Annotated in this window: 21 protein-coding genes; 7 read left to right on the top strand and 14 right to left on the bottom strand. The window is 67.4% G+C overall.

The genetic code is table 11. The annotated features are described in order from the left end of the window. Positions 1–81: 81 nt before the first annotated feature. On the bottom strand, positions 82–918 hold the full coding sequence (gene atpB / locus J7J50_RS15725) for a F0F1 ATP synthase subunit A (RefSeq protein ID WP_215056700.1): 837 nt from the start codon (positions 916–918) through the stop codon (positions 82–84). A gap of 10 nt (positions 919–928) precedes the next feature. Continuing rightward, positions 929–1,285: a hypothetical protein gene (locus J7J50_RS15720; RefSeq protein WP_057941561.1), complete on the bottom strand. Its 357-nt coding sequence runs from the start codon at positions 1,283–1,285 to the stop codon at positions 929–931. A 336-nt stretch (positions 1,286–1,621) separates the two neighbouring features. Between J7J50_RS15720 and J7J50_RS15715 the strand changes: the two genes are divergently transcribed. Next, on the top strand, positions 1,622–1,831 hold the full coding sequence (locus J7J50_RS15715; RefSeq protein WP_215056701.1) for a DUF2061 domain-containing protein: 210 nt from the start codon (positions 1,622–1,624) through the stop codon (positions 1,829–1,831). Between the two features lie 290 nt (positions 1,832–2,121). Continuing rightward, the gene (locus J7J50_RS15710; RefSeq protein WP_215056702.1) at positions 2,122–2,925 is read left to right on the top strand and encodes a hypothetical protein; all 804 of its coding nucleotides are present in this window, start codon (positions 2,122–2,124) and stop codon (positions 2,923–2,925) included. A 70-nt stretch (positions 2,926–2,995) separates the two neighbouring features. Here the strand turns inward: J7J50_RS15710 and lpdA are convergent, their stop codons facing one another. From lpdA to J7J50_RS15690, 4 genes are all read right to left on the bottom strand, one after another. Next, entirely contained in the window at positions 2,996–4,834 is a 1,839-nt protein-coding gene (lpdA, locus tag J7J50_RS15705) for a dihydrolipoyl dehydrogenase (RefSeq protein WP_215056703.1), read from the bottom strand. A 153-nt stretch (positions 4,835–4,987) separates the two neighbouring features. After that, positions 4,988–5,674 carry a hypothetical protein gene (locus J7J50_RS15700; protein ID WP_215056704.1) on the bottom strand — a complete coding sequence of 229 codons (687 nt, stop codon included), beginning with the start codon at positions 5,672–5,674 and terminating at the stop codon, positions 4,988–4,990. 149 nt (positions 5,675–5,823) lie between these two features. Next, positions 5,824–7,236: a dihydrolipoyllysine-residue acetyltransferase gene (locus J7J50_RS15695; protein ID WP_215056705.1), complete on the bottom strand. Its 1,413-nt coding sequence runs from the start codon at positions 7,234–7,236 to the stop codon at positions 5,824–5,826. Positions 7,237–7,471: 235 nt separating this feature from the next. Further along, the gene (locus J7J50_RS15690) at positions 7,472–8,236 is read right to left on the bottom strand and encodes a DUF2884 family protein (RefSeq protein ID WP_215056706.1); all 765 of its coding nucleotides are present in this window, start codon (positions 8,234–8,236) and stop codon (positions 7,472–7,474) included. A 675-nt stretch (positions 8,237–8,911) separates the two neighbouring features. Here J7J50_RS15690 and J7J50_RS15685 point away from each other — a divergent pair. After that, complete coding sequence (locus tag J7J50_RS15685) at positions 8,912–9,541, top strand: OmpW family outer membrane protein (protein ID WP_215056707.1); 630 nt, start codon at positions 8,912–8,914, stop codon at positions 9,539–9,541. 136 nt (positions 9,542–9,677) lie between these two features. Here J7J50_RS15685 and J7J50_RS15680 read toward each other — a convergent pair whose 3' ends face one another. The 4 genes from J7J50_RS15680 to J7J50_RS15665 all read right to left on the bottom strand — a co-directional run bounded on the left by J7J50_RS15680 (position 9,678) and on the right by J7J50_RS15665 (position 13,430). After that, complete coding sequence (locus J7J50_RS15680; RefSeq protein ID WP_215056708.1) at positions 9,678–10,478, bottom strand: VOC family protein; 801 nt, start codon at positions 10,476–10,478, stop codon at positions 9,678–9,680. 181 nt (positions 10,479–10,659) lie between these two features. Then, positions 10,660–11,544, bottom strand: coding sequence for a DMT family transporter (locus J7J50_RS15675; protein ID WP_251044449.1), 885 nt, complete (start codon positions 11,542–11,544; stop codon positions 10,660–10,662). A gap of 127 nt (positions 11,545–11,671) precedes the next feature. Further along, positions 11,672–12,217: a DUF1453 domain-containing protein gene (locus tag J7J50_RS15670; protein ID WP_215056709.1), complete on the bottom strand. Its 546-nt coding sequence runs from the start codon at positions 12,215–12,217 to the stop codon at positions 11,672–11,674. A 157-nt stretch (positions 12,218–12,374) separates the two neighbouring features. Next, entirely contained in the window at positions 12,375–13,430 is a 1,056-nt protein-coding gene (locus J7J50_RS15665; protein WP_215056710.1) for an NAD(P)-dependent alcohol dehydrogenase, read from the bottom strand. 252 nt (positions 13,431–13,682) lie between these two features. Between J7J50_RS15665 and J7J50_RS15660 the strand changes: the two genes are divergently transcribed. Together J7J50_RS15660 and J7J50_RS15655 are read left to right on the top strand one after the other, a co-directional pair. Next, positions 13,683–14,165 carry a YajQ family cyclic di-GMP-binding protein gene (locus tag J7J50_RS15660; RefSeq protein ID WP_057941550.1) on the top strand — a complete coding sequence of 161 codons (483 nt, stop codon included), beginning with the start codon at positions 13,683–13,685 and terminating at the stop codon, positions 14,163–14,165. A gap of 7 nt (positions 14,166–14,172) precedes the next feature. Further along, the gene (locus tag J7J50_RS15655) at positions 14,173–14,718 is read left to right on the top strand and encodes a DUF1415 domain-containing protein (RefSeq protein WP_215056711.1); all 546 of its coding nucleotides are present in this window, start codon (positions 14,173–14,175) and stop codon (positions 14,716–14,718) included. A 148-nt stretch (positions 14,719–14,866) separates the two neighbouring features. Here J7J50_RS15655 and J7J50_RS15650 read toward each other — a convergent pair whose 3' ends face one another. From J7J50_RS15650 to J7J50_RS15640, 3 genes are read right to left on the bottom strand one after another with little or no spacing between them, the layout of a single operon-like run. Then, on the bottom strand, positions 14,867–15,580 hold the full coding sequence (locus J7J50_RS15650; RefSeq protein ID WP_343222521.1) for an HAD family phosphatase: 714 nt from the start codon (positions 15,578–15,580) through the stop codon (positions 14,867–14,869). Then, complete coding sequence (locus tag J7J50_RS15645) at positions 15,573–16,274, bottom strand: pseudouridine synthase (RefSeq protein ID WP_215056712.1); 702 nt, start codon at positions 16,272–16,274, stop codon at positions 15,573–15,575. The genes J7J50_RS15650 and J7J50_RS15645 overlap by 8 nt, the downstream gene beginning before the upstream one ends. Further along, positions 16,271–17,347 carry a class I SAM-dependent methyltransferase gene (locus J7J50_RS15640; protein WP_215056713.1) on the bottom strand — a complete coding sequence of 359 codons (1,077 nt, stop codon included), beginning with the start codon at positions 17,345–17,347 and terminating at the stop codon, positions 16,271–16,273. The genes J7J50_RS15645 and J7J50_RS15640 overlap by 4 nt, the downstream gene beginning before the upstream one ends. An 84-nt stretch (positions 17,348–17,431) precedes the next feature. Between J7J50_RS15640 and J7J50_RS15635 the strand changes: the two genes are divergently transcribed. Together J7J50_RS15635 and J7J50_RS15630 are read left to right on the top strand one after the other, a co-directional pair. Then, on the top strand, positions 17,432–18,208 hold the full coding sequence (locus J7J50_RS15635) for a hypothetical protein (RefSeq protein WP_215056714.1): 777 nt from the start codon (positions 17,432–17,434) through the stop codon (positions 18,206–18,208). Positions 18,209–18,332: 124 nt separating this feature from the next. After that, positions 18,333–18,590 carry a hypothetical protein gene (locus tag J7J50_RS15630; RefSeq protein ID WP_215056715.1) on the top strand — a complete coding sequence of 86 codons (258 nt, stop codon included), beginning with the start codon at positions 18,333–18,335 and terminating at the stop codon, positions 18,588–18,590. Between the two features lie 111 nt (positions 18,591–18,701). Here the strand turns inward: J7J50_RS15630 and J7J50_RS15625 are convergent, their stop codons facing one another. Then, the gene (locus tag J7J50_RS15625) at positions 18,702–21,188 is read right to left on the bottom strand and encodes an FtsX-like permease family protein (RefSeq protein ID WP_215056716.1); all 2,487 of its coding nucleotides are present in this window, start codon (positions 21,186–21,188) and stop codon (positions 18,702–18,704) included. Between the last annotated feature and the right edge of the window lie 10 nt (positions 21,189–21,198).

The raw sequence follows: 21,198 nt of genomic DNA, 5'->3' as shown, positions 1-21,198 counted from the left end.
GGTGCTTCTCCTGGTAGAGGTAGTGCTAAACGGTGAAGGGAAAACGAATAAGGGGCGGTGCAGCGGGTGAGGCGGCTTGAATCAATGGCTTTCGCGGGCGCCTGCGATGTAGACGACCGTGAGGATCATGAAGATGAAGGCCTGCAGCAGGATGATCAGGATGTGGAAGATCGCCCAGGCGGCGTTGGCGATCACGCCAGGCACGAAGGTGTAGATGCTTCCCATCAGACCGGCGATGAGCATGAACACCAGCTCGCCGCCGTACATGTTGCCGAACAGTCGCATCGCGAGCGAAACCGGCTTCACCAGCCACTCGATGACGTTCATGACCAGGTTGACCGGCACCAGCACGATCTTCATCACGCCATGCGCGTGGAACGGCGCGGTGACCAGTTCCTTGCCGAAGCCGCCCACGCCCTTGGCCGAAACCGCGTGGCCGATCAGGATGAAGAACACCGAGGCCGAGATCGCGAAAGTGGTGTTGAGATCGGCGGTCGGCACGGCGCGGAAATACGTGTGGTGCGCCGTTTCCGCGCCGGCGGTGACGTGCACCAGCCAGCCGAACAGATCCAGCGGCAGCAGGTCCATCGTGTTCATGAACACGACCCACATGAAGATGGTCAGCGCCAGCGGCGTCACCGAACGGCGGTCGCCGTGGAAGGTGTCTTTGACCTGGCCGTCGATGAATTCGAGGATGATCTCGACGAACGCCTGGCCTTTGCTGGGAACGCCCGCCGTCGCCTTGCGCGCGGCCAGGCCGAACCACAGGATGAACACGAGACCGAGCACCAAAGCCACGATCCACGAGTCGAAGTTGAACTTCGACATCGCCTCGCTGCCAAAGACCTCACTGGTGTTGTGGGTCAAATGGTGCTTGATGTATTCGTTCAGGCCGCCCGAACCGGTCTGTTCACTCACGAAAGACACCTTATCGTTTCAGAAGATTGGCCAGTACGAAGGCCAGCGTCGCCGCCAGCAATCCCACCAGCATTGGTAGCGGCGGCAGATGCCACCGGGCCATGCCGAGCCCGAGAACCATCAATACCGCCACCCACTTGAATATGACTCCGGCCAACAACCGACCCATCGCCATCCCGGCCGGTTGCACGCCCCCCCCCAATGCCATCCTGGCCGCCACGAAGCTGCCAGCTACCGCCGCGCCGCCGCCCACCGCTGCCGCCAGCGCATGCATCGCGCCGAGGGAGAAGAAGGCCAGCGAGGCCAGCGCCGTTGCGCCGGCTTGCCAGGCAATCGCGCGCGACGCCAGCCGGCGGCCTGCGGACATTGGATCGTGCACGCGGGTCTCGTCGGTCTGGGGTTGGCGCTGCAAAGCGCCCGGTAGAGCCGCAAAAGTATAGAACGCGGGCGACTTTGCGGCAACCGGCGGCAGTCACGGGACCGCCATAGGCCGGATGTTGCGTAGTCAACACGGCGATCGCGTCCGCTTTCATGGCTGCAACTATGCGGCGCGCGGCTAGTGCGTTGAATTACCTGGGAGGTAAGCAAGGCGTCGCCGGCCCCGACCGTCATAGCCGACGACTATCGAACCAGTCGCTACATTCGATTTGCTTTTCCCCTGGGTCGGCGTATTTTGAGAATCATTCTCATCTAGGCCGCTCCCATGAGCAAGACCCTCAGCTTCGCCTGCATCCATTTCTGCGTGGCCTTCCTGGTCGGATACGTGATGACCGGCAGTCTCTGGGTCGGCGGCGCACTGGCCCTGGTCGAACCGGCCTGCAACACGGTGGCCTTCCATCTGCACGAAAAGGTCTGGAAGCGCATCGAACGCCGCCGCATCGAGAACGCATCGGCCAACGCGTTGGCGACTTGATCGAAATCTTTGACGAATTGCGGAACCTTTCGCCAAAGCACCGGTCAATATCAGTGAACGCCCGCCGCCACTCTCTCCTCGTCAATGGCAAAAGCTGCGGTGGGCACCCCGAAGCCCCGGCATGACCCGCCGGGGCTTCGCCTTTTGTGAAGCAGTTCGCTTTTTTGCCGATACAGCTTTGCCGAATCGGCCACCCCCGTTTTTTTCACGATCACTCCACTGCGCGATTGGCATTCATGTACGAACCAGTACACGAATGTGCTGTATTCCCCCGCATATGGAGTGAACTCGTGACCGCCAAACTTCTTCCCCTGTCGCTCGCGCTGGCCGCGTGCGCCGCGTACGCGCTGCCCGCGCACGCGGAAGACGACCGCTTCACCGTGCGCCTGGGCGCCATGTCGGTCGACACCAGCGGCGAACTCAGCGCCGGCACCAATTTCCAAGGCCAGCCCTATCGTTTCAGCCAGGACTTCGACTTCGGCAGCAAGGAAACCGTGCCGCGCATCGAAGGCCTGTTCCGCTTCAGCGAACGCAACCGCCTGCTGTTCAACTACTGGGGCTACGACAAGAGCAAGCGCGCCACGTTGAACGAGAACGTCTCCTTCGACGACACCACCATTCCCGCCGGCAGCTTCGCCAAGGCCAAGGCCAAATTCGAACTGGCCAGCGTGATGTACGACTACTCGGTGATCGAGACCGACACGGTCAGCTGGGGCCTGCAGATCGGCGTGGAGTACGCCAAGCTCGAAGGCAAGCTCGACGCCGCCGCCGGCACCGCCAGCTATCACACCAGTTCCAGCGAAGACGGCTACGCGCCGGTGGTCGGCACGCGCGTGACCTTGTCGCCGAGCGAACACTGGCGCTTCGTCGTGCAGGGACAGTACCTGGACGCGGGCTGGGGCGATTTCGGCGACTACAAGGGCGATATCAGCCGCGCCAACGCGTTGGCCGAATACCGCTTCACGGAAAGCTTCGGCGTGTTCGTCGGCTACGACTGGTTCAAGATCGACGCCCGCCGCGGCGGCAACGACGGCGTGGTCGGCCTGGATCAGCGCTTCAAGGGACCGATGGCGGGCGTGACGTTCTCGTTCTGACCTAAGTCGCGCAAATAAAAAAACGCCGCCGGAAACGGCGGCGTTTTTCATGGCAATCGCGCGATCGCGATCAGCCTTTCTTCTTCGGAATGTACAAATCGGTGATGGTGCCGTCGAACACTTCCGCCGCCATGCCGACCGACTCGCTCAAGGTCGGATGCGGGTGGATGGTGTGGCCGATGTCGGCGACTTCGCAGCCCATTTCGATCGCCAGGCCCACTTCGGAAATCAGATCGCCGGCGTGCACGCCGACGATGCCGCCGCCGACGATGCGGTGGGTAGCTTCGTCGAAGATCAGCTTGGTGAAGCCCTCGGTGCGGCCGATGCCGATGGCGCGGCCGCTGGCCGCCCACGGGAACTTGCCGACGCCGACCTTCAGGCCCTTGGCCTTGGCTTCGGCTTCGGTGACGCCGACCCAGGCGATTTCCGGATCGGTGTAGGCCACCGACGGAATCACCCGCGCGACCCATTCCTTCTTCTCGCCGGCGGCGACTTCGGCGGCGAGCTTGCCTTCGTGCGTGGCCTTGTGCGCGAGCATCGGGTTACCGACCAGATCGCCGATGGCGAAGATGTGCGGCACGTTGGTGCGCATCTGCCGATCCACCGGGATGAAACCCCGATCGGTGACGCCGACGCCGGCCTTGTCGGCGTCGATCTTGCCGCCGTTGGGCGAACGGCCGACCGCGACCAGCACGCGGTCGAACACCTGCGCCTCGGGGGCTTTTTCGCCTTCGAAACTGACCTTGATGCCTTCCTTCAGCGCCTGCGTGCCGGCGGCCTTGGTCTTGAGATACACCGCCACGCCCTGCTTCTTCAGGCGATCGGCGAGCGGCTTGACCAGATCCGGATCGGCGCCGGGCATCAGCTGATCGAGGAACTCGACCACGGTGACTTCGCTGCCCAGCGCGCGGTACACGGTGGCCATTTCCAGGCCGATGATGCCGCCGCCGACGACCAGCAGTTTCTTCGGGATCTCGGCCAGTTCCAGCGCGTCGGTGGAATCCATCACGCGCTTGTCGTCCCACGGGAAGCCCGGCAGCTTCACCGCCTGGGAACCGGCGGCGATGATGCATTGCTCGAAGCGGATCAACTGGGTACCGCCCTCGCCCGTCACTTCCAGTTCGTTCGCGGAAATGAACTTGCCGGTGCCGGCGACCACGCGCACCTTGCGCTGCTTGGCCATGCCGGCCAGACCCTTGGTCAGCTGGCCGACGACTTTTTCCTTGTAGCTGCGCAGCGCGTCGAGATCGATCTTCGGCGCGCCGAAGCTGACGCCGTAATCGCTGGCGTGCTTGGCTTCGTCGATGACCGCGGCGGCGTGCAGCAGCGCCTTGGACGGAATGCAGCCGACGTTGAGGCAGACGCCGCCGAGGCTGGCGTAGCGTTCGACCAGCACCGTGTCCAGGCCGATGTCGGCGGCGCGGAACGCGGCGGTGTAGCCGCCGGGGCCGGAGCCGAGCACGAGCATGCGGCATTCGACGTCGGCCTTGCGGCCCGTAGGAGTGGCCGCGGCGACAGCCGCGACTTCATTCCTTCCCCCGCTTGCGGGGGAAGGCAAGGATGGGGGCGCGACGGCCGGCGTGCTGCCCTCACCCGCCGCGCTGCGCGCGGCGACCTCTCCCGCAGGCGAGAGAGGTGCTTTGGTTTCACTGGCGGCTGCGGAATCGCCAGCGGCTTCCAGGATCGCGATCACCGCGCCCTCGGCCACCTTGTCGCCGATCTTGACGCTGATCGACTTGACCACGCCGTCGGCCGACGACGGCACTTCCATCGTCGCCTTGTCCGATTCCAGCGTGACCAGGCCCTGATCCTTCTTGACCGTATCGCCGACCGCGACCAGCAATTCGATGACCGGGACGCCGTCGTAATCGCCGATGTCGGGAACCTTCACTTCAATGCTGCTGGCCATCGCGCTGCGTCCTCTTCGGTGCGTTGCGGGCGCGCGGTGCGCGTCCGTCGTGGGGGCGCACGGCCAGGCCGTGCGTTCGGCGCCCGCCGCGAAGGCCGGCGCCTGCGATGCTTGCCCGCGGATGCGCTGAGGCAGCGCGGGCCGGCGCGCGGCTTATCGGGCCGGCGCCGCGGTGTCGGTCAATTCCTTGTCGAGTTCGTCCAGCGACTCGCCCAGCGCGCGCCAGCGGCGCTCGCGCTTGGAGGCGCTTTCGTTGGAAGCCTCGGTCAACAGACTCGCCTGTTTCATGACGATTTCGCCGACGCCGCAGTCCGGGCGCACGCCGCTCACGCGCAGGCCATCGACCACGAACAGCACCTGGTCCTTGTCCTGGAATTCGGCCGGCTTGTCCTTCGGCGCCATGCTTTCCAGCGCGCGCTTCCAGCCGCCGACCAGGCGCTGCGCGAGCGCGGCCGGGATCGGCGCTTCCTCGTTATCGACTTCCTGCTCCACGCGCAGTTGCAGCGCGCCGCTGGCGCGCCCGGTGTTCCACACCGCGACGCGTTCGTTGGGCATGGCGTGGCGCAGCGTCCAGTCGGCGTCGCCGCTGCCGGGGATCAGCAGCAGGCCGCTTTCGGTGCCGCGGGTGGGCAGGTAGGTGAGGGTCAGACGCGCTTCGGCCTTGGCCGCCAGCAGTTGTTCCACCGCCGAGCCGTGATTCTCGGTCGCCGGCGGCCAGCCGCGGCCGAGCGCGAACTGGCACTGATCGGCGGCCTGCGCGAACGGCGCGGCCAGCACGGCGGCGAGGCCGAGCCAGGCCAGGCGGCGGGAGGCGGAAGCGGTACGCGAGGAACGAATCATTGCGGCGGGGGATCCTGTTGGGCGACGGCGGTAGACGAATCTCGGACACGAGGGCGGCGCGAACCCGGCCGCCGTCGGCGACGGCGCGGGCGGCGATGCGGGGCGAAACCGCCGCGCATCGACCGCGAACTTACTGTGATATCGGCGCGTTACAGCAGCACGCGGCGCATGTCGGCCAGCAACTGCGCCAGATACGCGGTGAAACGCGCGGCGGCGGCGCCGTCGATGACGCGGTGATCGTAGGACAGCGACAGCGGCAGGATCAGGCGCGGCGCGAACTGCTTGCCGTCCCACACCGGCTTGGTCGCCGACTTGGACACGCCCAGGATCGCCACTTCCGGCGCGTTGACGATCGGCGTGAACGCGGTGCCGCCGATGCCGCCGAGCGAGCTGATCGAGAAGCAGCCGCCGCTCATGTCGGCCGGGCCGAGCTTGCCGTCGCGCGCCTTGGCGGCGAGCTCGCCGGTTTCCTTCGCGATCTGCAGCACGCCCTTCTTGTCGCAGTCGCGCACCACCGGCACGACCAGGCCGTTGGGCGTGTCGGCGGCGAAGCCGATGTGGAAATACTTCTTCAGGGTGAGGTTTTCGCCGCTCGCATCCAGCGATGCGTTGAAGTTCGGGAACTTCTGCAGCGCCGACACCGAGGCCTTCATCAGGAAGGCGAGCATGGTCAGCTTCAGGCCGGCCTTCTCGTTCTCCTTGTTGAGCGCCACGCGCAGCGCTTCCAGGTCGGTGATGTCGGCATCGTCGTGCTGGGTGACGTGCGGGATCATCGCCCAGTTGCGCGCCAGGTTGGCGCCGGAGAGCTTCTGGATGCGCGACAGCGGCTTGGTTTCGGTCTCGCCGAACTTGCTGAAATCGACCTTCGGCCACGGCAGCAGATTGAGGCCGCCGCCCAGGCTCGGCGCCGCGCCGGCGCTGGCCGGCGCACCGCCGCCGCCCTGCATGACGCCCTTGACGAAGGACTGCACGTCTTCCTTGCTGATGCGGCCGCCGCGCGCGCTGCCGCCGACCCGCGCCAGGTCCACGCCAAGTTCGCGCGCGAACAGGCGCACGGCCGGGCTGGCGTAGGGCACCTTGTCGGGCATGAGCTCGTCGGCGGTGAAGGCGACCGGCGGCGTGCGCGGAGGCAGGGCTTCCGGGTCGGTGCCGGCATTGGCGCCGGCGATGGGCGCGGGGGCGGCTTCGGACTGGGCCGGGGCCGCGGGTTGCGGGGCTTCCTGTTTCGCGGGCGCGGGAACTTCGGCTTTGGCCGGGGCGGCGGGCGCGGCGGGTTTTGCGGGTTCTTGCGGTTGCGCGGGCGCCGCTTTTGCTTCCCCTTCGGTTGGCTCGATCAGCGCCACCACGCTGCCCTCAGCCAGCTGATCGCCGATCTTGACCTTGAGTTCGCGGATGATGCCCGCGAACGGCGCCGGCACTTCCATGGTGGCCTTGTCGGATTCCAGCGTGACCAGTCCCTGGTCCTGGGTCACCGTGTCGCCGACCGCGACCAGCAATTCGATGACGGGTACGCCGTCGTAGTCGCCGATGTCGGGGACGCGTGCTTCCTTCAGATCAGCCATGTTCGTGGGGCTCCGCAATGCGCGAAAACCCTATTGTGGCGTGTGCAGGCGGTCACGCCAACCGCACGGGGCACGGTGCAGTACTAAAGGCCTAAGCGGCACAGCCGGCGCACCGCGGCGGACTTGCGTACGCCACGGTACTGGGAGGCGACCGGGTCGCTGCGAGGGGGTGGTCCGGCTTGCCGAGTCGGGTGGCCGGCGCCGCGGTAAGCACGCCAACGCCCGGGATGGCCGACTATTTCGCCTGCTTTTCCTTGACCTCGACCTTGAGCAGTTCCAGCGGCTGACCGTCGAAGCGGTAGCTCAAGGCATTGTCGAGCGCGTCCAGATTGCGCATGCGCTGGCACAGGCCGTCGGCGCGGCGGCCCAGTGCGTCGGCGCGGGGTTGCACCGCCGCTTCGATCTGCGCGTCCAGCTTGTCCAGGCGCTTGAACTTGTCGGTGTCGCCGCTGAAGGCGGCGGTGATGGCGCCGCCAGCCAATTCGCCGATCACGGTCGGCAGGGTCTCGCCGAGCGCGTCGGCGATGCCGTCGCCCAGCGCCTTGCCGCTGAAGCGGGTCGGGGTGATGACATTGCTCAAGCGGCTGTCGAGCTGCTTGCGCGCCTTGTCGAGGTGGGCGCGGGTGCGGTCGGGATGATTGCCGAGCACCGCGGCGACTTCGCCGAGCGCGGTGAAGGCGATATCGGCGGCCTCGCGGCCGATGTGCTGGGCCTCGGGCATGGCCGCGCGCGTGCCGCGCTCGAACTCGGCGATGCGGGTCGTGTCGGCGCCGCTGAGCTGCACCCAGCGGTCATCGACGAACATCCGGCCCTGACGCATGACGATCGCCTTGGGCGCGTCGTCCTTGCGGGTCAGGATCAGGCTGCGCTCGTTGAGGGTCAGCTCGAAGGGGCTGTCGATTTCGCAGTTGGCGTCGACATGGACGTCGGCGAAGGCCGCGCCGCAGGCCAGCGTCATTGCGGCCAGGGCGGTGAGTCGGAGCGGAAGGCGAGCGCGCATCGTCGGGTCCTCGACGGTGGGAATGGCATTCAGATTGCCTTGAAGGCCTGCGCGCTGCCCGTGCCGTTGGATGGCGTGACATTCGTCATGGCCGTTCGCCATGCCGGTTGTGGCGGTTCGCGAGGCGCGATGCGCGCGGGCCGCGCGCGAGTTCGCAAACGCTTCGGGCGCAGTGAACAGCCGCGAATGTTCCGCGCGTATCCATACGGCGGAAAAGTTCCACGCATGGATCGCACTTTCAATTCAATGCGAAAAAACAGGCGTTTCTGCGCCGTTTAGGTGCGCGCTGAAGAGGTTTCGATCGCTTCGGCCGTGTTGAATGCATCGCCGCCGGATCGCTGTTCACGCGAGCCACGATTCGTTCATCGAACGCATGAACACACGAAAATCGCTGTTTTAAAGGCTTTTCGTCGCCATATCCGAACATCTGGCCGCGAACATCCGACACTGAACAACACGCGACGAGCAAGAATCAGCCACCATTTCCGACCAGTCCGAATATGTTCATTTCGTTCATTTTCCCCTTGAAAACAGGCCTCTAACACGCTTCCCGCGTGAAAAGTTCCTTCACGCCGGTTCGCGCGGCAAGTTCGGTTCATGCATGCGTTGTTACCTTGCGCACCGCCTCCCCCAAGGCGTCGTGCAACACACAACACAACAACAGGAGTCCACTCCATGATCCGTTTTCGTCATTTGACCCTTGCCATGATCGGCGCGCTGGCGTTCGCCCCCGCCGCTTTCGCTCAGGATGCGTCCACCGACAGCGCGAGCGGCAAGCGCTTCGCCATCGTCGGCGGCTATGCGCTGACCCAGCCGACCAAGAATCCGCAGATCGCCGGCACCCGCACCGACCTGGACGGTGACGGCGCGCCGACGCTCAGCGCCAGCTACTTCATCAACGACAACATCGCCATCGAGGCGTGGGGTGCGGCGGACAAGTTCGGCCACCGCGTCAACGCCGGCGGCGGCAAGATCGGCAGCGTCGATTCGCAGCCGATCGCGCTGAGCGGCCAGTACCACTTCCGCGGCGCCGACACCATCGTGCGTCCGTTCGTGGGCCTGGGCTACTACGAAGCCAACTACAGCAATGAATCGCTGTCGGGCGGCCAGCGTCTGGGCGTGGAAAACGCCAAGGGCGCCATGGCCACGGCCGGTGTCGATCTCAACATCAACCCGACCTGGTTCGCCCGCGCCGACGTGCGCTACATGCAGGGCAAGCCGGACGTGAAGCTGGACGGCGTCAAGGTCGGCGAAGCCGAGCTGAACCCGGTCACCGTCGGCGTCGGCATCGGCGCGCGCTTCTGATCAACCGAAAAGGTTGCAGCGGCAGGTGCGGTAACGCAGTGGCAGCAAACGCTGCAGCGACATCGCAGCGGTGGTTGGCAGTACGGAACGGGCTCCTTCGGGAGCCCGTTCTTTTTTTGCGCCCGGCGCGATCGAACTAGTGCCCTGCCTCGTCGAGGAAATGGATCACGTAGAACCCCGCGCCGGTCGGATCGTTGAGACGGGCGATGCGAGCCACGCCGGTGGCGTCGAACGGCGCGAACGCGAGTTGCCCGCCCAGCGCCAGCGCGCGCTCCACGCACAGGTCCACGTCCGGCACCTGCACGTAGATCGACCAGTGCGGCGCCAGGTCGCCCCAGTCGGGCTGCATCTGCAATAGGCCGCCGAGCATGCGCTGCTCATCGACGAACACGCGGTAGCCGGTCGGCGCGTGCGGATGCGCCTGCATGCGCCAGCCGAACAACTGCTGGTAATAGGCCTCGGCGCGGGCGATGTCGCGGGTGGCCAGCTCCGCCCAGCACACCGCGTTGTCCACGCCGATCGCGTCCACGCCCGGATGCGCGCGCTGCTGCGCCAGCGAGAACACCACGCCTTCCGGATCGGCGCATACGGCCATGCGCACGTGTTCCATCAGTTCGAACGGCGCGGCGATCACGTGCCCGCCCAAGGCCGCCGCGCGCGCGGCGACCGCGTCGCAGTCGGCGGCGCGGAAATACACGCCCCAGTGCGAGGCGGTGTTGCCGTCGGGCCCGGGCGAGGCGCCGGGCACCAGGCTGTAGGTGCCGGCGACATCCAGGCCGTTGAGTTTGAAAATCGTATACGCGCTGGCGTCGGGCATCGGCGTGCGTTCGACCGTCCAGCCGAACAGCGCACAGTAGAACGCCTCCGCGGCGGGTTGATCGTCGCTCGCCAACTCGAACCAGCACGGTGCCCCGGGAGCGTGGACGAGCGCGGTCATGTGCTTCTCCCCTGACTACGCTTCGACACTACGCCGTGGCGAAGCAATCGTCATGGCGCGCTGCGGCGAAGCGCGCACGCACGTTCACTCTTGTTCACCCGCCGCCACCGCGCGCGGTTGCGGGACACCTGTATAGACGCACGATCGCGGCGTTTACCGATGCGCTTGCGCGAGATCGCGCTTAAGGATGTTCAGCTTCCGCGTGAACGCGCTCGCGGCGCAGCAGGTACAGGCCGCTGGCGACGATGATCGCCGCGCCCACCCAGGTGATCGAATCGGGCAGCACGCCCCACAGGCTGAGGTCGAGGATCACGCCCCAGATCAGCGCGGTATATTCCAGCGGCGCGATCAGCGAGGCCTCGCCGAGACGGAACGCCTCGGTGACCGCGTACTGGCCGAGCGAACCGGCCACGCCCAGGCCCAGGATCAGCCACCAGTCCTCGCCGCGCACCGGAACCCAGCCCGACCAGGCCAGGGCGCCGGCGCCCAGGCTGATCATCACCATCAGCCACACCATCATCGACTGGGTGCTGTCGGTGCGCGACAGCACGCGCACGGTGATCGCGGTGACCGCATACGCCAGCGACGCGGCCGCCACCGCCAGCGCGGCGGTGCTGAGCATGCCTTCGCCAGTGGGGCGCAGCAGCACCAGCACGCCGAGCAGGCCGACGCCGATGGCGATCCAGCGCCGCGGCCCGACCCGTTCGCCCAGGATCGGCCCGGACAGCGCGGTGATCAGCAGCGGCGCGATGAAGAACACCGAGTACGTGGTGGACAGCGGCAACCGGTTCACGCCGTAGACGAACGCGGCCATCATGCCCACGCCCAGCACGCCGCGCAGCAGATGCAGCGGCCAGCGCACCCGCAACAGCGAGCGCAGACCGATGCTGGCGATCGCCCAGGTCAGCACGAACGGCAACGACGACAGGCCGCGCAGGGTCGCGACCTGGAACGGCGGATAGTGCTCCGACAGCAGTTTGAGCAGCGCGTCCATCATCGAAAACATCAGCACCGCGATCAGCATGCTCGCGATCGCGCGGCGCTGCCGCGACGCGATCGCGGTCATGGCGCGTGCCCGCGAGCGCTGCGCGGAGGGATGCGGGGACGAAGCAGGACTGTCATGGCGGCCGGCACGAACGGGACTGGCCATCATGCCGCGCCCCCGGCGCGCGCGTCACCTGCGCTGTGTCACCTCATCGCGCCGCGGCGAATGCGCGTGCATGCCGGCGAAGGCGCCGCCGCAGTCCCAGGGTGTAGATCTGGTAGTAACCCAGCAGCAGGCCGCCGACCGCGAGCAGGCTGCCTTGGCGCGGCAACCAGCCTTCGTGCATGTCGCTGCTCCAGGCGTGCGCGCCCTGCCACAGGCCGTAGACGATGCGCGCGGCGACGATCAGGGTCAGGCCCAGCACCAGCCAGCGATTGGGGGTGTAGTACAAGCCCTTGGCCTCGTCTTCGAAGCGGGTCAGCGCCAGGCCCAGGGCGCCGAGCGCGCAGCCCGCCGCCAGCCCGGCCGCGGCGTACACGGGCGCGTCGTCGATCCAGTGCCCGATCGCCCAGGCGCTGGCGAAGAACAGCAGCAGCGAGATCAGCGACAGCGCCGTCGCCACAGCGATCGCCCACGGCAGCGCACGGCGCCGCGCTTTGCCGTAGCGGTAGCGCTGGATCAGGCCGATCGGAATCAGCAGCGCCCACAGCGCCAGCAGGATCAACAGCAACAGGGGAATCAGCAGCAGCGGCATGGCCGCAGCTTACCCGGCCGCGCCGCGATGGGCGTGGCGAGCGGGCGCTCAAGTCTCTGGAGTCCCGCCTTCGTGTGGGATGAAGGCTTGGGACGAATCGCGCTGTCCCCGCCTTCACGGGGACGGCGACTTCGACACCGGCGACCGTCGCGCCGCCTCAGGCCGCCTTGTCGAAGCTGGCGATATCGATGACGAAGCGATAGCGCACATCGCCCTTGAGCATGCGCTCGTAGGCCTGATTGACCTGGTCGATGTCGATCAGCTCGATATCCGAGGCCACGCCGTGCTCGGCGCAGAAGTCGAGCATTTCCTGGGTTTCGCGGATGCCGCCGATCATCGAGCCGACCAGCTTGCGGCGCTTGCTGATCAACAGCCCGGCCGCGACCGGCGCCGGGGTTTCGGGAATGCCCAGCAGCACCATCGTGCCATCGACCTTGAGCAGGCCCAGGTAAGCGTTGTAGTCGTGCTCGCCGGAGACCGAGTCGATGATGAAATTGAACTTGCGCGCCAGTTGCTTGAACGTGGCCGGATCGCGGGTCGCGGCGAAGGCGTGCGCGCCCAGCGCCAGCGCGTCGGCGCGCTTGGACTCGGAGGTGCTCAGCACGGTCACGCGCGCGCCCATCGCCACCGCCAGCTTGACCGCCATGTGGCCCAGGCCGCCCAGGCCGACCACCGCGACTTCGTCGCCGGCCTTCACGCCGTAGTACTTCAACGGCGAATAGGTGGTGATGCCCGCGCACAGCAGCGGCGCGGCGCGATCGAGCGGAATCGATTCGGGGATGCGCAGCACATAGGCCTGATCGACGGTGATGCGGGTCGAGTAGCCGCCGTGGGTCGGCGCGCCGCTGGCGCGTTCGCGCGAGTTATAGGTGCCGGTCATGCCCTGGTCGCAATATTGCTCGTCGCCGGCCTTGCACTGCGGGCACTCGCGGCACGAATCGACGAAACAGCCGACGCCGACCGCGTCGCCGAGCTTGAACCGGGTGACGTTGGCGCCGGCCTGGGCGACCCGGCCGACGATTTCATGGCCCGGCACCATCGGGAACACCGACCCGCCCCATTCGTCGCGGGCCTGATGGATGTCCGAGTGGCATACGCCGCAATAGAGGATGTCGATCAGCACCTCGTCCGGGCCGGGCGCGCGGCGGTCGATCGAAAACGGGGCCAGGGGCGAAAGCGCGTTCTGCGCGGCGTAGGCAGCGGTCTTGTGCATGGCGGTTCCAGGTGAAGTTGAGACGGGCGCGGCGGCGTGGGGTCGGTGCGGTCGCGGGGACCGCGGGGACCGGGCGGGCGGCGGATGCGCCGGCGCCGAAGCCGAAACGGTGCCCGGCCATTCTAGGCGGGCGATGTGCCGGCGGCGTCAAACCGGCCGATCGTTGACCGCATCGCGGCTGCAACGCTGCGTATCGCCGCCGCGCTTGCGTTACCCTTTGCGGCGTTTCCCTTCATTACCTGCGAGTGCGCCATGCCTTCTTTCGACGTCGTGTCCGAAGTGGACACCCACGAATTGACCAACGCGGTCGATCAGGCCAATCGCGAACTATCCACCCGTTTCGATTTCAAGGGCGTGGACGCCAAGTTCGTGCTCGACGACAAGCACATCACCCAATCGGCTCCGAGCGAGTTCCAGCTCGAACAGATGACCTTGATCCTGCGCCAGCGCCTGGCGGCGCGGCAGATCGATGCGCGCTGCCTGGAATTCGGCGAGGTCGAGAGCAATCTGGCCGGCGCGCGGCAGAAAGTCACCGTGCAGCAGGGCATCGAGCAGAAGCTGGCGAAGAAGATCGCCGCGGCGATCAAGGACGCCAAGCTCAAGGTCGAGACCCAGATCAACGGCGACAAGCTGCGCATCACCGGCAAGAAGCGCGACGACCTGCAGACCGCGATCGCGCTGCTGAAGTCCAGCACCTTCGAGCGGCCGCTGCAGTACGACAACTTCCGCGATTGAGTTCGCCATGAGCCAGGCCCCCGCAGCCGATCCGATCGAAGCGACCCGCCGCTGGCTGGAGCGCGCGGTGATCGGCCTGAATCTGTGTCCGTTCGCCAAGGCGGTGCTGGCCAAGGGCCAGGTGCGTTTCGTGCTGAGCGAGGCGCTCACGCCCGAGGATTTGCTCGAAGAGCTGGCCTCGGAGCTGGTGCTGCTGGAGCAGAGCGATCCGGAAAAGATCGACACGACCTTGTTGATCCATCCGCGGGTGTTGACCGACTTCCTGGACTTCAACGATTTCCTCGACCTCGCCGACGGCGCGGTCGCGGCGCTGGACCTGGAGGGCGAGATTCAGGTCGCCAGTTTCCATCCCGATTATCAGTTCGCCGGCACCGATTTCGACGATGTCGGCAACTGCACCAACCGCTCGCCCTACCCGACCTTGCATCTGCTGCGCGAGCTCAGCGTCGAGCGCGCGGTGGCGGCGTTTCCGGACCCGGAGGTGATCGTGGAGCGGAATCTGGAGACGTTGAACAAGTTGGGGTTCGAGGGGTGGCGGCGGTTGATGGTTTAGGGGCAAGAGCGAAATCCCCCCTGCCCCCCTTTTTCAAAGGGGGGAACAGCAAGAGCTTGCTTGCAACGAAGCTGCGTCGTCTGAGCCCCTGCACAACCCCTAGAACGCTTCCCCCCTTTGAAAAAGGGGGGCCAGGGGGGATTTGCTCTTAGCCGCGAACCACAGCCCACCCATCCCCGCCCCGCAGCACCGCGTCGAGCAATTCATGCGCCCGCCCCAGCGAAGCGACGATGCGATGGCCGAAGCCGCGCAACTCGTCTCCTGGCGCGACCAGATCCGGCACCTGGATCGGCGTCGCGCCGGCCGCGAGCGCCGCGCGCACGCCGGGCTCGGAGTCCTCCAGCACCACGCACCGGCGCGGGTCCACGCCGAGTTCGCGCGCCGCCAGCAGATAGATGTCCGGCGCCGGCTTGGGATGCTCGACATCGCTGCCGGTCACGATCACGCCGAAGCGATCGATCAGCCCGCTGGCGGCGAGCTTGCTCAGCGCGCGCTCGCGCCGGGTCGAGGTCGCCACCGCCTTGGCGATGCCGTGCGCTTCCAGCAGATCCAGCAATTCCAGCAGGCCGTTCTTGCGCGGCAAGCCGGCGACCACGCGCTGGTCGTACAGGCGATAACTGGTATCGCGCAGCCGCGTCGCCGCGTCTTCGCCCAGGTGCCCGGCCAACATCGCGAAGCTGGCGCGATCATGCATGCCGACCATCGACAGCCACAGGCCGTCGTCGGCGTCGATCGATTCGGTCAGCGCCGCTTCGCGCCAGGTTTCCAGCATCGCCCGTTCGCTGTCGAGCATCAGCCCGTCCATGTCGAACAACACCGCGGCGGGAACGAAATCGAGCGGACGCACGGCGAACTCAGCCACGGAACAAGGTCTCAAGGTCGGCGGAATCGAGCGTGCGCCATTGCCCGCTCGGCAGGTCCCGCAGCGACAAACCGCCGATGCGCGCGCGATGCAGCGCGTCCACGTGGTTGCCGACCGCGGCGAACATGCGCCGCACCTGGTGGTAACGGCCCTCGGTGAGGATCAACCGCGCCCGGCGCGGTTCCAGCACCTCCAGCGCGGCCGGCGCCAGCGGCGTCTTCTCCGCTTCCAGCATCAGCTCGCCGCTGGCGAAGATCGCGGCTTCCTCGCCGCGCAGGTCCGAGGCCAGCGTGGCCTCGTACACTTTGTCCAGATGGGCCTTGGGCGAAACGATCCGGTGCAGCAGGCCGCCATCGTCGGTCAGCAGCAGCATGCCGCTGGTGTCGCGATCCAGCCGGCCGACCGTGGACAGCAGCGGCGAACGCAGGCGATAACGCGGCGGCAGCAGGTCGTAGACGACGCGGCCGGGGTCCTTGGTCGAACAGGTGTAGCCGACCGGCTTGTGCAGCAGAATCGTCAAGCCCTGCGGCGGATCGAGCGCTTCGCCGTCGATGCGGATCGCCGCATGCTCGACTTTGTCGTCGGCGTACAGCACCTCGCCGCCGGCATCGGTGATGCGGCCCTGGCGGAACATTGCGGTCACGTCCTTGCGGCTGCCGTAACCCAGGTTGGCGATCAGCTTGACCAGTTTCATGCGCGGCCCCGCGCCTTGATCGCCTCGACCACCTTGAAGCCGCCGTGCTGGGCGACCGTGCGCACCTGGCCGAAGCGTTCGTCGAGCACGACCTCATACGGCAGATGGCGATTGGCGACCAGCCACAGGCGGCCGCCGGGATTGAGCGCCTCGGCGGCCACGGCGATGAAGCGGCGGCCGATGTCGGGGCGCTCTTCGCGGCCCTGGGCGTGGAACGGCGGATTGCTGACGATCACGTCGTAGCGCTGGGACAGGCCGGCGGTGACGTCGTGCCAGAAGAATTCCATCGGCACCGCGCTGTGGATGCGCTGCAGGTTGATCCGCGCCAGTTGCACGGCGCGCCCCTGCGCTTCGTACAGATCCAGCGCGGTGATGCGCGGGCAACGCGCCAGCAGTTCCGCCGACAGATAGCCGTAACCGGCGCCCAGATCGGCGGCGCGGCCGGCCAGATCGGCCGGCAGGTGTTCGGCCAGCAGCGCCGAGGCCGGATCGACCCGGTCCCAGGCGAACAGGCCCGGGCGGCTGCGGAAACGGCCGCCGAGGATCTCGCGCGGCGCGTCCAGCGCGGCCCATTGCCGCGCCAGCTGCGGATCGGGCGCGCCGTCCAGCGGCGGAGTCCAGAACACCCGGCATTTGCGCTTGGACAGGCTGGCGACCTTGCCGGCGATGCGGCCCAGATCGTCCTCGCCCGAACGCGCGCCCTCGTCGTTGCGCAGGCAGGCGACCACCCGCCCGCCCGGCGCAGTGTGCGCGATCGCCTGCGCGAACAACGCGCGCGCTTCCTCGCGCTGGCGCGGCGGCAGCACCAGCACCAGCGGGTAACGCTTGGACGGCGCTTGCGCGGGATCGGCCGATTCGAGCTCGATCGTCTCCAGGCCGCCGCGATGCAGGGCGTCGAGCGCGGGCTTGTAATCCTGCTCGCAGACCAGGCCCGGGCGCGGCCGCTGGCGCAGGCCGACGCCGTCGCGCGCGCGCAGGAACAGCGCGCCGCCGTGTTCGGGCCAGCTCAGTACGCCGTCGGCGAAAGGCTGGAACAGGGTATCGAGCGCGTCGTCGGAGGGATCAACGCGCATGGCGATTACGGAGAGATTCGATCATCGCGCCGATTTTACGCGGCTGCGCGCTAGGGTGTGGCATTGGATCTCAAGGAGGACGCCGTGCGCCTGCCCGTCCTGATCGCGGCTGCGCTGATGCCGGCGGTGGCCTGGTTCGCGCAACAGGGCTATTTCGGCCCCGACACCGGCGAAATCTCCGATCGCTACCCCACTTTGCTGGTCGCGGCCGGTTACGCGTTCTCGATCTGGGGCCTGATTTTCCTGCTCGATCTGGCCTTCGCGCTGTGGCAACTGCGCGGACGCTGGCGCGAGCACGAGACCCTGCTGCGGCTGCGCCCGGCGGTGGCGGCCGGTTTCACCCTGACCGCGCTGTGGATGCCGATCTTCTCGCAGCAGTGGTTCTGGCTGGCCCTGGCGGCGATCTGGCTGGCGCTGGCATGCATGGCCTGGGCCGCGGTGGTGCTGGCCCGCGACCTCTCGCCCCTGCCCGGACAGGCCATCTGGGCCAAGTTCGCGATATCTCTGCACGCCGGCTGGCTGTCGCTGGCGGCGTTCCTGAACACCGCGCAGGTGATCGTGGCCTATCGGCTGCTGCCGACCGACCCCATGCTGGCGTGGAGCCTGGCGTTGCTGGCGCTGGCGGCGGTGTTGCTGCTGGCGCTGAACGCGCGCATGCGCGGCAGCACCGGTTACACCCTCGCCGCGCTCTGGGGTTTGGCCGCGGTTTATGTGAAGCAGGCCGATTCGGCGCTGAGCGGCGCCAGCATCGCCGCGTGGGGCGCGCTCGCGGTCGCGGCATTGTTGCTGGCGCAGAGCTTGTGGCTGCGGCTGCATCCGCGCCATCGGGTGTTTTCCGGACATCTGTCGCCGGGCGAATGAGCGCGCGTCGCGCTTATCGCAAATCTGGCTGCGATTTTGCGCCGGCGCAACGCCGGTTTCATCGCGCCGCAACGTCGCGATGGGGACGATGCGAGACGTTCCCCTGACTCAGGAGCGATAGCAGATGCGAGCCCTATTCGTCGGCGGCACCGTCGACAACAGCGAACTCGACTTCGACAGCGGCGAGCCGCCGCTTCATTACCCGCCCGATACCGGCAGCGGCGCTCAGCGTTATCGATTGCATCATGTCGGCTTGCGCGAAGGCTCGATGGTGTACGTCGTGTACGCGGCGGCGGACTTGGCCGATACCGAGGTCGAGCGCGTGGCGGAAGAGCGCGGGTATGCGCGCAGGTTTCAGGCGCAGCCGCAGTTGCAGGTTTAAGAGCGTTCCCTCACCCCAACCCCTCTCCCGCAAGCGGGAGAGGGGCTCCAAGTTCCGAGTCGCAAGTACTCCCTCTCCCGCTTGCGGGAGAGGGCTGGGGTGAGGGCCGCCTCAGCCCTGCAACTCGCGCAACGTCACCGAAGGCGGCGCATCCAGCACCCGTCGCGTCGCGAACATGCCGGCCGCCAACGCCGCCAACACGCCCAGGCCGCCACCGGTCGCGGCCATGCGCCAATCGAATTCCCATGGCAAATCGAACACCTGCACCGCGACCACGCCGGCCAGCACCGAGGCGGCGATGGCCGCGGTCAGGCCCGACAACAAACCGATCGCGGCGAACTCCGACGCCTGCGCCAGACGCAACTGCCTGCGGCTGCCGCCGAGCACGCGCATCACCCCGCCTTCGAGCAAGCGTTCGTCCTGGCTCGCGCTCACCGCCGCCATCAGCACCAGCACACCGGCGATCAGCGAGAAATAGAACACCACCTCGACCACGGTCGACACCTGATCGGCGGTGCTGCGTACCTGCTTGAGCACGGCCTCCACGTCGATCACGGACAGATTCGGGAACTGCTCGACCAACTGCGAAGTGAAGCGGGTCTGCGCCGGCGGCACGCTGATCGCGGTGATGTAGCTGGCGGCGTAGCCGTCCATCGATCCGGGCGAGGCGATCACGAAGAAGTTCGGACGGAAGCTCTCCCAATCGACCTTGCGCAGGCTGGTGATCCTGGCGCTGAAGGCTTGCCCGGCGATATCGAAACCGATCGTGTCGCCGACCTTCCAGCCCAAGGTCTCGGCGAAGCTTTCTTCCACCGAAACCTCCGGCTGCGCGAGCTTGCGCGGCGCCCAGAACTTGCCCTCGACCAGTTTGTTGTCCGCGCGCAGCGTCTGCGCCACCGACAGATTGAACTCGCGCTCGGCCAGTTGCTTGGCGCGATCGCCGCGTTCGGCGTAGCTGTCGCCGGTCACCGGCTTGCCGTTGTACGACACCAGCCGCGCGCGGATCATCGGGAACAAGGTCGGCGCGGCCAGCCCTTGCGCGCCGATGAACTTGCGCACATCGACCAGTTGGTCGGGCTGCACGTTGATGATGAAACGGTTGGGCGCATCGCTGGCCAGCGCCAGCTGCCAGCGATCGAGCAGATCGGTGCGCACGAAGGTCAGCAGCAACAACGCCATCAATCCCAATCCCAGCGCCGACACCTGGGCGATGCTGGTGCCGGCGCGGCGGCTGACATTGGCCAGGCCATAGCGCAGGCTGCCGCGCAGGCGCGAACGCAGCCGGCGCACCAGCACGATCATGCCCCAGGCCAGCAACGCCAATACCGCCAAGGTCGCGGCGATGCCGGCGAGCATGTACGCGCCCAAGGCCACCGAGCCCGCCTTCCACCACAGCAACGCGCCCAGCCCGATCAGGCCGGCGACACCGACCAGCCATGCGCTGGGCTCGGTCGGGTCAAGATCGCGGCGCAGCACGCGCAGCGCCGGCACCCGGCGCAGCGCCAGCACCGGCGGCGCGCCGAAGGCGAGCAACACCACCAGACCGACGCCGAAGCCCTGCAGCGCCGGCATCGCGCTCGCCGCCGGGATCGACATCTTCAAGGACTGTTCGAGCCAGCCGCCGATCGCCCATTGCAGGCCGAATGCGAGCGCGACACCGATGGCGCTGGCGATCAACCCCAGCAACACCATCTCGCCGACGTGGATGCCGACCAGGGTGCGCTGGCTCGCGCCCAGGCAACGCATGACCGCGGTGCCGGACAGATGGCGCTCGCTGTGCCGGCGCGCGGCCATCGCCACCGCGACCGCGGCCAACACCACCGACACCAGCGCGGCCAGGCCGAGGAAACGTCCGGCGCGATCGAGCGCCGAGCGCACTTCCGGGCGTGCGTCGGAAATGGTTTCCAGACGCTGGCCGCGGCCGAGCGCGGGCTTGGCCGCGGCGACGAAGCGCTCGACCGCGCCGGGCGCGCCGGCGACGACCATTCGATAACGGATGCGGCTGCCGGGCTGGATCAGGCCGGTCGCGGGCAGATCGGCGAGGCTGAGAAACACCTTCGGTGCGATGTTGAAGTAGTCCAGCGACGCGTCGGGTTCCTGCGTGACCAGCGCGGCCAGACGCAGGCGCGAATCGCCGATGGCGATGTCCTGGCCGATCTTCGCCCCGAGCGTGTCGGCGCCGGCCTGGCTCATCCACACCGTGCCCGGCGCGGGCACGCCGGTCGCATCGCGTTCGGCGCCGCCGGCGCGATCGGCGATGCGGAAGCTGCCGCGCAGCGGAAAGCCCTGACCCAGCGCGCGCAGATCGCCCAATTGCAGGCGCTCGCCGACCCGGATCATGGTCTGCAGTTCGGTCGCTTCGGCGCGGCGCAGTTGCGGCACCGAAGCGGCTTCGCGCAACGCGCCCTGGATCGGCTGATCGGCGCGGATCACCGCGTCGCCGCCGAGCAGGCGGTTGGCTTCGATCGCCAGCGCGCGCTCGGCGCGATCGGTGACGAAACCGACCGCGGTCACCGCCAGCACCGCCAGCACCAGCGAGGCGAGCAGGATGCGCACGTCGCCGGCTTTCAGGTCGCGGCGCAATTGCCGCCATGCCATCGCGATGATC

Origin of the sequence: Lysobacter sp. ISL-50, assembly GCF_018612875.1 — a bacterium.
Classification (GTDB): Bacteria; Pseudomonadota; Gammaproteobacteria; order Xanthomonadales; family Xanthomonadaceae; genus Lysobacter.
This window is presented reverse-complemented; position numbering and strand designations above follow the sequence as displayed.